An 11,926-nucleotide genomic window follows, 5' to 3' on the forward strand; every position below is an offset into this window, starting at 1 on the left:
TCAAAGATTACTTTGAATCGCCTCTTGTACTTTTATGGCTTGATGGTGCTCTTTAACGTCATGACAACGCACAATAGAAGCCCCGTTTTTAATCGCCTCTAAATGAATGGCAAGTGTCCCTGGAAGACGTTCAGAAATGTCTGAAGGTACAATCTTATCAATCATCGATTTTCTGCTTGCACCAATTAAGAGTTCGTATCCAAAATATCTGAAGTGTTCATGATTCTTTAGAAGTTTCAGGTTGTGTTCGAGCGTTTTACCGAATCCAATACCTACATCTAAAATAATCTTTTTTACACCAAATGAGTGCGCTTTTTCGATTCGTTCTTGGAAAAAGTCATGCACTTCACTGATAACGTCTTCGTAGTGTGGATCATCTTGCATGTTTCTTGGGTCATTTTGCATGTGCATGATCACAACTGTGGCATCATATTGTGCAGCTACTTTTGCCACTTCATTGTTGGCTAAACCAGTAATATCATTGATGATACTGAACCCACAATCCATGGCATATTTTAAAACATCTGGTGCATAAGAATCTAAAGAAAAAGTGGCCTTTTCATAGAGTTTTTCTATTTTAATCGTATCTAAAATAGGTTTGATTCGAGAAAGTTCTTCTTGAGCACTGACTGCAACACTACCGGGCCTACTTGAAACAGCCCCTAAATCAATGATTTGGGCACCATCATGGATAAGCTTTTCCATACGTTTAACTGCATTTGATCCATTGAAACGACTATCTTTAAAAAAAGAGTCTTCGTTGGCATTGATAATACCCATAATTTTTGTGGGTGCTTGTTTTGTAAAAAGAAACGATTTTAACTCTTTAGCAATGGCCTTTAATCCAAAAGGTTGGGCTCTCTCTTTGACACTTAATACTTCAAGCTGTTTGCTATTGGCAATTAAAATAGCATCTACATAAGGCTCTCGTGCAACAATCACCCCCATAGGAACAGCTAAGTCTGCACCAATTGAGAGCGCATCTTGTTTTAAAATGTTTGCAGCTCCCACATGAAGGTTTTTGATATAAATGGTATGAACATCACATTTTTTAGCCAAGATTTTGGTTCCGGGCTTATCGCAACCCAGTTTTTCAAAAGCTTTGTTTACTTCATGCAAAGAGAGTTTGTACAGATTCATTGTTAACTCTTATTTTTGTGTTTTAAATGCACTAAATTGAGCATCAGTGTGGTTATAACATGAATAGGGCGAGTATTAAGCTCTAAGAGTTTGATTGAGGTAGAAAAACTCTCTAACTCTTTTTTTGAGAGTTTGATGCGTTGCATATTGACTTTATAAAGCAATGACTCAACGAGTTGTTTGGCCTCTAGTTTTGAAATTTTTTGATTCTGTTTTAAAAAAGCATACGCCTCTTTTAAATCCAGTTTTGCAATATCAATGTTTGAAGGTTCAACGACACTGTGTTTTTTTAGATATTTCAAAGGCATTCTTGAAATAATGGTAGGCAACAGTGTTGATTTTGAGGTGGTGATGATAATAAAAACAATATTTTTAGGAGGTTCTTCTAAAACTTTCAGCAGAGAATTTTGAGCCTCTTTTCTAAAAGAGCTTCCACAAAGAATAATATATTTGGTTTCATTGGACGCAATATAAGCTTCTTTAATGGTTGCATTGGCTTGAGCAATTAAAAACTCATCCTTCTCTTCATTTCGAATAATACGTGTGAAGTGAGGAGGCAGTGTTTGTTTGAGTGTTTGCAGTGTTGCATCTATATCATTAATAATAAGAATTGTTGATGTGTGTATGGTTGGAATGGCCATATCAGTTCTCTACATTTACTTCTGCAAAGAGTGTTGCACTGAGGGTTTTATTATATAAACGGAACATTTGAAGCAGTTTCATATCCAAAGCTTCATCACTGCTTCTAAGATTGAACGCATCTTGTCTCTCTTCGTCCAATAACCAAAGAAATGAGTTTTTACTGATTTTAGGAATTGTTGCACGAATATCTTGGCTTCGTCCAATATACCAAAAACAGTATCCATGTGGAAATGAGATATTGAGCATATCTTTGATGAAATTAATATCATCTTCAGACTGCTTTGGGTTATCAATTTGTCGATAAAAGGCTTTAAAGTCATAAAAGGGCAAGAAAGGACGATTGAGTTTGCTGTTATTGATATTGGTAAGAATGTACTCTAAAAACCATTCACGGTCTTTATCTGTGATGATAATAACAGAACGACCTTTGTCTAAAATATTGGTGATGGATTTTGCGACAATAGGTGTCCACTCATACTTTTTCTCTTCTAACCATGGCGAGATGAGTTTGTCATCTCGAATGGTGTCAATGGTCCAGTTTAAAAATTCTTGCACTGTTTAAAACCTACTTATCTAAATCATATGCATCGTGAAGTGCTCTGACAGCAAGTTCTGCATACTTCTCTTCAATGATCATTGAGATTTTAATCTCACTTGTTGAGATGATTCTGATGTTGATGTTCTCATTGGCTAACGCGCTGAATGCTTTAGAAGCAACACCCGTGTGAGACTTCATCCCTACACCTACAATAGAGACTTTACAAATGGTGTCGTTATAATCAATTTTTTCTGCTTCTTCTTTGAATTGAGACATCACTTTTTTACATACTTCCCAATCGGTTCTTGGAATGGTAAAGTCCAAATCTGTTTTTCCATCAGCACCTCTGGTTTGAACAATCATATCTACGTTGATGTTTGCATCTGCAAGAGCAGTAAAGATAGTTGATGCAATACCTGGTCGGTCAATAACACCATACATACCCACACGAATTTGGTTTTTATCCAATGCAATCCCACTTACAACTGGTTTTTCCATAATATTCTCTTCCTTTGTGATTAACGTACCTTCAACTTCTGGCGTAAAGCTGCTTCGTGATACTAAATTTACATTTAATTTTTTCGCCATTTCAACCGATCTGTTTTGTAAGACTTTTGCTCCTAAACTCGCAAGTTCTAGCATCTCATCATATGAGATTTTCTCCAGTTTTTTTGCTTTAGGTTCAATTCTTGGGTCGGTGGTATAAATCCCATCAACGTCTGTATAGATTTCACACACATCTGCTTGAATTGCTCCTGCAATAGCTACAGCTGTTAAATCTGACCCACCTCGACCAAGTGTTGAGACACGATGACCTTCTAAAGTTACCCCTTGGAAACCAGCAACAATGATGATATTTCCTTCATTGATGGCATTTTTCATATTGGTAGTGTCAATCTCTTCAATTCGAGCTTTTGTGTGCGAGTTATTGGTATAAATACCTGCTTCTCGACCACTCATCGATGTGGCTTTGTACCCTTGTTCATTCAATGCAATGGATAAAAGTGCAGAAGTAACTCTCTCTCCTGAACTTAACAACATGTCCATCTCTCGTTCACTTGGTGTCTTTGAGTAGTGTTCTGCGTATTCAATGAGTTTATTGGTCTCACCACTCATTGCAGATACCACGGCAATGACATCATGGCCGTCATCTTTTATTTTTTTAATGATTTCTGCTACGTTTTGAATACGTTCCAGTGTACCTACACTGGTACCTCCAAATTTTAATACTTTTAGCATGATTAAATATAACCCTCTTTTCTAAAATATTTCAATACTTGTTTATACACCGTTCGTTTAAAAAAGGTGATATAGTCGTATATGTTTTCAGTTGGTACAAATTTATATTCACTGAATTCTGGCGTATGGTGGGTATCAATATTGATTTTTGCACCGTGCTTGAGTTTCACCAAATAGTATTTTTGTATTTGTCCATCATAAGGTTTCATTTTTTCTGCAATGGCAGGAGGGAACTCGTAGCTTACCCACTCTGGGTATTCAGCAATGATTTCAATATGACTTGTCCCAATCTCTTCCTCTAATTCTCTGTAAAGGGCCTCTTTGGGATTCTCCCCCTCGTCAATTCCCCCTTGTGGAAACTGCCAAGCGTTCTCTACATCCGTTCTTGAAGCGATAAAAACTTCACATTTTTCAGGGTATTTGGCTGATAGTACGATTGCTGCAACATTGGGTCTATAGTTCTTATTATCTTTTTGTGTCGGTATCTCTTCCATTTTATCAGTCATAAATAATTTTTTCCTTATAATTGAGGCTAGATTATATTAAAATTAGGATTAAAAATTGCTTTTATATTTGCATATCCCCTTTTGTGACAGTAAATGTTTTTACTGCGCATTTAACTCCTATACAACCATGTTTCATCTCAAAGAAAATTATATGAAAGCGTTATATTTAGAGTTAAAAACATCGTTAGAAAAATACCAACCCACAATTGAAACACTCTTTATTGGCGGAGGTACGCCAAGTACGATTTTAGCCAAACATTTTGCACCTATTTTTGATCTTATTCAACCATATTTGCTCGAAAATGCTGAAATAACCACTGAAGCTAATCCCAACAGTGCCACACTTCAATGGCAAAAAGAGATGTATGATTTGGGTGTGAATCGTATCAGTTTTGGGGTACAAAGTTTTGATGATGACAAACTGAAGTTTTTAGGACGAGCACATAATGGGCAAAAAGCGATTCAAGCAGTTAATATTGCTTATAAGATTGGTTTTAAAAACATCAATTGTGATTTGATTTATGGGGTGGCAAACGATACCTTAAAGAGTGTGAAAAAAGACATTGATATCATGACAAGTTTGCCAATCAATCATATCAGTGCTTACAGTTTAACTCTGGAAGAGGGCACAAAATTCTTTGACCAAAAACGCGTTAAAATAGATGATGAAGAGTTGAGTGTTCAACTCTTTGAGTATTTAGAAACAAAAGGATTTAAGCAGTATGAAATCTCTAACTTTGCTCTTTCAAACGAAGCACGTTCACAACACAATTTGGGTTATTGGAAATATAAAGAGTATTTGGGAATTGGTGCAGGCGCAGTAGGGTGTATTAATAACAAACGTTATTACGCTACCAGTGAGATTGACCAGTTTATTTCAGCACCCAACACCTATGAGATTGAAAATTTAAGTGAAGAAGATATTAAAACAGAGAGAATTCTCTTAGGACTTCGCAGTGTGGTAGGATTTGAGAAGAGTCTTTTAAATGAGGATGAATTTGAACGAGCAAAAGAGCTTATAGAGAATGGACAATTGGTTTTAAAAAATGAGCAATTTTTTGCACTTAACTACTTGCTTGCTGATGAAATAGCACTTTATGTTATCAATTAATAACTTTTTTTGTCACTTTCTAACTTCTCTTTTACCTTTTTGAGTATATAATAATCACATTTTAAGAACAGAGAGGAAGTTTATGTTACGACGTTATGGTTTGTTGTTTATAGTAAGTATGGTGACGGTACTTATTCAAGGGTGTGGTTCACAAGGTTCGTATTCCGATTTTAATCCTAAAGAGGTCGTTTTTGAAGAGATTAAAGTCGAAGTAGCTTCAAATGATTTAACAAAAAAAGCTGAATTAGAAAAGTTGTTAGAAGAGGGTACATTTGCAGATATCCCAAAAGAGATCGATGCTGCAAAAGCGATGCGTTATCAGCTTTTTAGTGCGATTGATGCAAAAATAACTCACTTGAATGAAACCCAAAAGAAACTTGAATTGGGTCTTCAAAAACTTAATTCTGAAAAACCATTTGCTTTTTCAAACTATAGTGTTTCAGAAACATATTTTCCTGCTGAATATTTTACAATTGGTGAAAATAAACTTTATGGTTTTTCTGATAATGCAATCACAGTTATTGATAAGGACAGACTTAAAGAGATACAAACAATCAAAGTCAATAATATTGGAAGCATTCAAAAAGTTTTAATGAATAAAGATAAAATCTTTGTGGCAAGTTATAAAAACTATGAAAGAAAAGGGTATGATGATACTCTTCAAGTATTCAGTAAAAAAACACATAAAAGAGTGCAAGGACGACTTGAAAACAGCAGTATTTATGATATGAAACTAGTCAATGATAAATTGTATTACTACATTTTTGATACCGTTGTAGTACGAGATACAAAAAATCTAAAATCATTAAAAAGACTTTCTAAAAGAAGTACTGATGAGCTGATTGTAAGTGATAAATACTTGATAGTTTTAAATGAATTAAGACTGGAAGTGTATGACAGCAATACAATGAATCTGCTCTATAAAGTTCGACGACCATTTAAAGAGCGAGTTACGGACAGTACCCTTATAGGGGATAAACTATTTTTATCAACATCAAATCAGAAGAGCATTCAAGTGTTTGATTTGGTTCAAAAAAAGATTACAGACCGTGTTAAGTTGGAGTCACAAGTATATAAGCTTGAAAGAGTGAATCAATTTATTTTGTATCGAAGTGCAAAAAACAAACTCTCTTTACTTGATTCTAAAACTCTAAAAAGTATACCTATTCTAAAAACTAAAAAAAATATTGCAACTTTTTTTGCAAATGCAAATGAATTGTATATTGGAGATAGAATCCAGTTGACCAAATATAATTTTAAAGAGATTACAGATAACTTAGAAAAATTGCAAGAGTACATGACTCAAAAAAGCTTTTTTGAAAACAGCTTGAATGATGTAGTTGCATTGAAAGCCTATTTGGAAAATTTAAAAACTTCAAGAGATAATCAGTCATTTTTAAAGCTTGCCGGTTTGACCATGAAACAGAACTTTAAACATGGAACCATTGGAGAGCGATATGTACCATACACATCAACATCTTACTCTTCTCCACAACACACAACGACTTATATCAATGGAAAAGCGTACAATCAAACCAAATATGAAGATAAGAGTTATTCAAGTGGTGGTTATGATGAAAAAGTATATGGATATAAAGCAATTTATCGTATCGATAACACTTCAAAAAACTACTACTATGTAAAGCTTAAACAAGAGTGGACAGGGAAATACTCAAAATATGAAGTTTATGATAAAGGTGGAGCATGGAGCAGTGAGAGTGGTAGTGAAAGTAAATTGGTCTCAAAAAGACGAAGTTCAACACATGAAGAGGAGTTTGTATTAGCTCCCGAAGATAACTTCAAGTTTCAGTTTGAAGTAGGGGAAGATGAGCCTAGAATTGATTTGGCAGTTGTGGAGATTAAAGTGATTCCTCAAGAGTATTATGAGGCTTTAGATCATGCATTAGACGTTAAAAATGAAGAGTTGAGCTTGTTGGATAAGTTTTTAGAAGATGAAAAGTTAGTCAATTGGAAACCAAAAATTCTAAGTGTGAAACAAGATATTGTCAAAGTGATTAACAAACGATTCAATGAAGCCAATATTAAAAATGCAGAAGTTGAACTTACATTTGATGAAAAGACATACGACAAAGACTTTAACAGTGTCGTTACACTGAAAGCTTCGAGCAACGAACCAATGTGTATCTATGTGGATACACCATTTGGTGATAAAGTACTCAATACGTATGAAGGTAAAGAGACTGGGGCTCTTTTTTGGAAAGGGTATGAAATATCAAAAAACTATACCATTCAAGGACATGCAAAAGAGCGTCTGAAAGTAAGTGTTGAAAAAGTTGCTAAAATTTGTAACTGAGTATATAAACGACATAAAAAGAGGTGAGTTAACTCTTAACTCATTTCTTTTAACTTTTCTTTGTATTGTTATCATACGAACGGTTCTTGAGTTTGTATTTGAATCGGGTCATTTTCTAACGCTAAAGAGCTCATTTTACTACATCTTGGTTGATTATGTACATATTTTTATCTCTTGGTTGACTCTTTATGCATTTATCTCTTTGATTCTTTTTTATCTCACACCTGTTAGTTTTATCAATACTTTCAAGGTAACTTTGCACTTCTTTGGTATTATCATCATCGTGCCAATTTTAGACTACTTTGTATTTGAAAGTGGAACCATTGTTTATAACCACTCTTTTGATACTTTTTGGTTCTCCTTTCTAAACACATTTAACCCTTTTGTAGAGCTTGCTTTTGCAACCAAGGGTGTTAGAGTGGAGATTGCCTTGGTGTTAATCTTTGCTTATGCTTTTGTCTATATTGAGAGTAAAAAACATATGAAAGCTTTGTTGTCTGTACTCTTAATCTATACCATTATTTATATGTATGGGTATTTACCTGCTTTTTATAACTTTTTTTTAGATACTCGTTTTGAAGAGATTATAAATAACTCTTTTTTAAGAACAAAATCCGATGTGCAATTTAATCTCTATATCTATTTGCCATTGGTTTTATTGCTACTGGGAGTTATTTTTAAACAGTTTGACAAAAGTATGAGAGATACAATACGAGACAGCATTCGGATCGAACGCTTTACAATCTATTTGGGGCTTTTTCTTTTTGGGTTTGTCATGACACTGAAAAACAATACTATAGGGTGGGAAACAGTAAATCTCTTTGATGTACAAAAAGTGTGTATGGCTGCTTTGGCTTTACTTTTTATGTTTGCTTACTCAACGGTTTTAAACAATATTTATGATGTAGAGATTGATAAAATATCCAATACTAAAAGACCTTTGGTGATGCAAGTTATTACATTTGAACACTGTATTGAACTCAAAAACTTTTATTTGTTTATGGCATTATTGATGGCTTTGAGTATTAATGAACACTTTTTTGTTCTTTCAATGTTGATTTTGTCATTAAGTTATCTCTATTCTGCAAAACCGTTACGATTGAAACGGCATTTTATTTTTGCAAACATGACATTATCTTGTATTGCAGTGAGTGTTTATTTGCTTGGAGTAACATTGTTTGAAGGGAATTTAACCTTTATTAACAGCGATAAAACCTTGTTGGTATTTATATTTGTTCTGTTTTTCATCAGTGCAAATATCAAAGACATAAAAGATATTCGTGGCGATAAAAAAGAGGGAGTATGTACTCTTCCCATCCTTTTAGGTGAAGCTAAAACGATGCTTATCATCAAAGTGAGTGCTTTTTTGTGTATGGTGCTTTTTTTATATCTCTTGGGCTTTGGAGCCATAACCCTGACAGCTTTGTTGGGTCTGATGCTTTTCATGAGTCTGAAGCTTAAAAACTCTGAGTCCTATCTTTTAGGCTTACAACTCATTGCTTTAATGATTTATATTTTTATATTTCTAAGATAATCCTCTATCATGGGCAAATAATCTTTTCTGCATATTAAATGAGAATCGAGATTTGAATCCACTTTTGTAAGTTTAACATCATTTAAATAACCAAATTTTTCAACTATTTTTTTAGAAAGCAAGGTGACTCCATAACCTGCTTTTACACAACCCAGCATCAACTCATAGTTTTGTAAAGCAATGGTTTTATAGTTTTCAGGTTTTGTACGTTGCACATACTCTTTTAAATAGAGACAGTAACTGCAATTCTCTTTATACGATAAGATGTAGTTTTGTGCAGTTTGGTCTTTGGGTTCTATAAAATAGATTTCATCTTTAAAACTGTTGAGTATTTCGATATCTTTATTATAAGGGTTACCATTGATAAATGCAATATCAATCTCATAGTTAAGCAGTTTGTTGACCAACTCTTGACTGCTGTCAACGGTGAACTCTATTTTCATATCTTCAAAATCTTTTTTGAGCATCTCAATAATAGGAATAAGACGTATGGTTGCATTGGATTGGGTGGAGCCAATTTTCAGAAGCTCTTGATGATTGATATTTCTCATTTGTTGTGTTGCTTCTTCTACTTTTTTTGCAATTTCTATGGCATAAGGGTAGAACTTTTCACCTTCAAAGCTCAGAACCACACCTCTATTGGTTCTATGAAAGAGCTCATAACCCAAACTTTTTTCAAGCTGTTTTATACGCAAAGTAACATTTGATTGGGTAAATCCCAACTCTTTTGCTCCATTAGAGATGCTTTTTGTGTGAGCCACAGCAATAAAGACTTTCACCAAATTTAAATCCATTATAATCCTTTAAAAATGTATGGTTTGCACCACCAGTGTGGTTGCAATAATAAAAAGTAGACCTTTGAGTATTTGTGCATAAAACTTCGCATCTATTTTTTTACTTATTTTAATACCCAAATACATCCCTATACTTCCAATAACGACACTTATCATCGATATATTGAAATCCTCCATGGTAAATGCACCATAATATAAAAATATAGAGAGTTGACCTATCTTAGTAAATAGAAAACATAAATTAGAGAGTTGAATGGTATCTTTGCGACTGTATTTAAGCTCCAAAGTGTACATGATCATCAAAGGTGCCACAATGTTCGTTAAACCCGAAACAACTCCACCTATAATTCCCAATCCATAAGTTGAACTTTTTGGATATTTAGATACAAAGGTTGCTTCAATTTTTACCATTGACTGTAAAAGATACAAAAAGATAATGATTGCAAGCAAGAGTTTAAAGAGTTCAGAGTTGGTATAAATCAGTAAAATTGTACCTAAGGCACTTCCTAAAACCATGAGTGTGATGATAAACCAAAATTTTTTAAGTGCTTGAAAAAAGTGACCTTCACTTGAAATACTGACAATATTAACTACCATGGTAGGTATGAGCATATACATGATGGTGGTTTGCATGTCTGTAAAGAGTGCAACAATAGGAGTTGAAATCATTCCAAACCCAAAACCAATACTGCCATGTACTACTGAAGCAAAAAAGAGTGTCAATGCTAGTGCAATGATAAATTGAATCTCCATATGAGTATCCTTAATATTACATATAATGATTTGTAATACCTAAAGATATTACTGATAATTATATCAAAAGGGAATAAAAGTTGTATTAAAACAGAGTAATAGAAAAATATTTTATAAAAACAGTGATTGTAAATTAAAAAAAGTAAGAGTTGATTGTTTAGGTGGTACCCGTGGTCGGACTCGAACCGACAAGCCGAAGCACCGGATTTTGAATCCGACGTGTTTACCAGTTTCACCACACGGGCACATAAAATGAGACATAAAAAAACCCATCTTAAAAATTAAGATGGGTATTTTATTAAATAAATACTTAGTATTTACTTAGCAACAGCGTCTTTTAAAGCTTTACCAACTTTAAATTTAGCTACTGTAGTTGCAGCAACTTCAACTGTTCTGTCAGTACCAGGAACTTTTGCAGTTCTAGCAGCTCTTTTTGCAGTTGAGAAAGTACCAAAACCAATAAAACTTACAGAATCACCTTTAACTAATGACTCAGTGATTGTTTCTAATGCAGCGTCAACTGCACCTTTTGCATCTTTTTTAGATAAACCAGCTTTTGCAGCTACAGCATCGATAAATTCAGCCTTGTTCATATAAGAACTCCTTGTTAGTAAAATTAAACTTCCATAACTTTATAGTATCTAAGCTTTAAGAAAGCTAAAATTTAGGGGCTTGCGTACAATTTTGTCAGTAAATTTTCACATTTTTGTATAATTTTTATTGAAATGAGGACCGAAGACTTAAAAGACGACAACTGTTCTCTAGAATGGCGACTTTTTTTACAAGTTCATTGATATCTCTTTCATATACATATGTCCCAATTCCTTTTATAACCATTACATTTGAATTTGTCTCTTTAAGATATTTTGTAATTTCTAAAGAGTTTCTGTCATACCATGTTGAGAATTTACCTGGGTCAATGACTGGTACCTCTCCAAATGTGGTTTTTCCAAAATAGTCACTGAACTCAATAACTTCATGATCAAATGTATACGCTGTTGTATAAATAGGTACACCAAAGGCAATATATTTGGCTTCATGTATATGATTATAAATTGATGCAAAGATAGAGGACTCGATACTGGCAATATTCCATCGGTAATCTTTTTTGTGCATGCTCAGTTGGCAAAAATATTTTTCACACATTTCATCAAAGATGGCATCAGCAGTATTTACAATAAATGAGTTATGATCTACTTTTGCAGAGATTGCTCCATGATAAATACCAAAAAAGTTCTTTCGAAACATTGTTAAGGATAAGTCACTGAGAAGTTTGAGTGTTGCTTTGTCCATCATTTTAAAATGCCTTAAATAATTTTTTAGCTATTATACATAAAATTAACTAAGGACATTTT

Annotated in this window: 12 protein-coding genes and 1 tRNA gene; 3 read left to right on the plus strand and 10 right to left on the minus strand. The window is 33.7% G+C overall.

Translation table 11 applies throughout. The annotated features are described in order from the left end of the window. The 5 genes from folP to CRV04_RS03690 are packed head-to-tail and all read right to left on the minus strand — an operon-like array spanning window position 1 to window position 4,065. A complete protein-coding gene (gene folP, locus CRV04_RS03670) occupies window positions 1-1,140 on the minus strand; it encodes a dihydropteroate synthase (protein ID WP_128995461.1) in 1,140 nt (379 codons plus the stop codon). A 2-nt stretch (window positions 1,141-1,142) separates the two neighbouring features. After that, entirely contained in the window at window positions 1,143-1,781 is a 639-nt protein-coding gene (locus CRV04_RS03675) for a DNA polymerase III subunit delta' (protein WP_128995462.1), read from the minus strand. Window position 1,782: 1 nt separating this feature from the next. Next, window positions 1,783-2,337: a HobA family DNA replication regulator gene (locus tag CRV04_RS03680; RefSeq protein WP_128995463.1), complete on the minus strand. Its 555-nt coding sequence runs from the start codon at window positions 2,335-2,337 to the stop codon at window positions 1,783-1,785. Window positions 2,338-2,347: 10 nt separating this feature from the next. Further along, window positions 2,348-3,559: an aspartate kinase gene (locus tag CRV04_RS03685; protein ID WP_128995464.1), complete on the minus strand. Its 1,212-nt coding sequence runs from the start codon at window positions 3,557-3,559 to the stop codon at window positions 2,348-2,350. A gap of 2 nt (window positions 3,560-3,561) precedes the next feature. Then, a complete protein-coding gene (locus CRV04_RS03690; RefSeq protein ID WP_128995465.1) occupies window positions 3,562-4,065 on the minus strand; it encodes an RNA pyrophosphohydrolase in 504 nt (167 codons plus the stop codon). A gap of 67 nt (window positions 4,066-4,132) precedes the next feature. Between CRV04_RS03690 and hemW the strand changes: the two genes are divergently transcribed. The 3 genes from hemW to CRV04_RS03705 all read left to right on the plus strand — a co-directional run bounded on the left by hemW (window position 4,133) and on the right by CRV04_RS03705 (window position 9,024). Next, window positions 4,133-5,176, plus strand: a complete 1,044-nt coding sequence (hemW, locus tag CRV04_RS03695; RefSeq protein ID WP_336470501.1) for a radical SAM family heme chaperone HemW — start codon at window positions 4,133-4,135, stop codon at window positions 5,174-5,176. Window positions 5,177-5,258: 82 nt separating this feature from the next. Further along, window positions 5,259-7,490: a hypothetical protein gene (locus CRV04_RS03700; RefSeq protein ID WP_128995467.1), complete on the plus strand. Its 2,232-nt coding sequence runs from the start codon at window positions 5,259-5,261 to the stop codon at window positions 7,488-7,490. Beyond that, complete coding sequence (locus CRV04_RS03705; RefSeq protein ID WP_128995468.1) at window positions 7,462-9,024, plus strand: UbiA prenyltransferase family protein; 1,563 nt, start codon at window positions 7,462-7,464, stop codon at window positions 9,022-9,024. Before CRV04_RS03700 ends, CRV04_RS03705 begins: the two co-directional genes overlap by 29 nt. On the opposite strand, the gene CRV04_RS03710 is transcribed toward CRV04_RS03705, so the two are convergent. The 5 genes from CRV04_RS03710 to CRV04_RS03730 all read right to left on the minus strand — a co-directional run bounded on the left by CRV04_RS03710 (window position 9,000) and on the right by CRV04_RS03730 (window position 11,867). After that, the gene (locus CRV04_RS03710; protein ID WP_128995469.1) at window positions 9,000-9,818 is read right to left on the minus strand and encodes a LysR family transcriptional regulator; all 819 of its coding nucleotides are present in this window, start codon (window positions 9,816-9,818) and stop codon (window positions 9,000-9,002) included. The two genes, CRV04_RS03705 and CRV04_RS03710, sit on opposite strands and share 25 nt — an antisense overlap. 9 nt (window positions 9,819-9,827) lie before the next feature. Beyond that, entirely contained in the window at window positions 9,828-10,571 is a 744-nt protein-coding gene (locus CRV04_RS03715; RefSeq protein WP_128995470.1) for a sulfite exporter TauE/SafE family protein, read from the minus strand. Window positions 10,572-10,733: 162 nt separating this feature from the next. After that, a tRNA-Leu gene (locus CRV04_RS03720) sits at window positions 10,734-10,816 on the minus strand. Between the two features lie 72 nt (window positions 10,817-10,888). After that, window positions 10,889-11,164, minus strand: coding sequence for an HU family DNA-binding protein (locus tag CRV04_RS03725; protein ID WP_128995471.1), 276 nt, complete (start codon window positions 11,162-11,164; stop codon window positions 10,889-10,891). Window positions 11,165-11,288: 124 nt separating this feature from the next. Then, window positions 11,289-11,867, minus strand: a complete 579-nt coding sequence (locus CRV04_RS03730) for a class II aldolase and adducin N-terminal domain-containing protein (protein ID WP_128995472.1) — start codon at window positions 11,865-11,867, stop codon at window positions 11,289-11,291. Between the last annotated feature and the right edge of the window lie 59 nt (window positions 11,868-11,926).

Origin of the sequence: Candidatus Marinarcus aquaticus (assembly GCF_004116335.1) — a bacterium.
Taxonomy (GTDB): domain Bacteria; phylum Campylobacterota; class Campylobacteria; order Campylobacterales; family Arcobacteraceae; genus Marinarcus; species Marinarcus aquaticus.

Coding starts and splice junctions, on each gene's coding strand:
- CRV04_RS03690 (WP_128995465.1), bottom strand. CDS start 4,065: ATGACTGATAAAATGGAAGAGATACCGACACAAAAAGATAATAAGAAC.
- CRV04_RS03715 (WP_128995470.1), bottom strand. CDS start 10,571: ATGGAGATTCAATTTATCATTGCACTAGCATTGACACTCTTTTTTGCT.
- CRV04_RS03685 (WP_128995464.1), bottom strand. CDS start 3,559: ATGCTAAAAGTATTAAAATTTGGAGGTACCAGTGTAGGTACACTGGAA.
- CRV04_RS03710 (WP_128995469.1), bottom strand. CDS start 9,818: ATGGATTTAAATTTGGTGAAAGTCTTTATTGCTGTGGCTCACACAAAA.
- folP (WP_128995461.1), bottom strand. CDS start 1,140: ATGAATCTGTACAAACTCTCTTTGCATGAAGTAAACAAAGCTTTTGAA.
- CRV04_RS03725 (WP_128995471.1), bottom strand. CDS start 11,164: ATGAACAAGGCTGAATTTATCGATGCTGTAGCTGCAAAAGCTGGTTTA.
- CRV04_RS03675 (WP_128995462.1), bottom strand. CDS start 1,781: ATGGCCATTCCAACCATACACACATCAACAATTCTTATTATTAATGAT.
- CRV04_RS03730 (WP_128995472.1), bottom strand. CDS start 11,867: ATGATGGACAAAGCAACACTCAAACTTCTCAGTGACTTATCCTTAACA.
- CRV04_RS03700 (WP_128995467.1), top strand. CDS start 5,259: ATGTTACGACGTTATGGTTTGTTGTTTATAGTAAGTATGGTGACGGTA.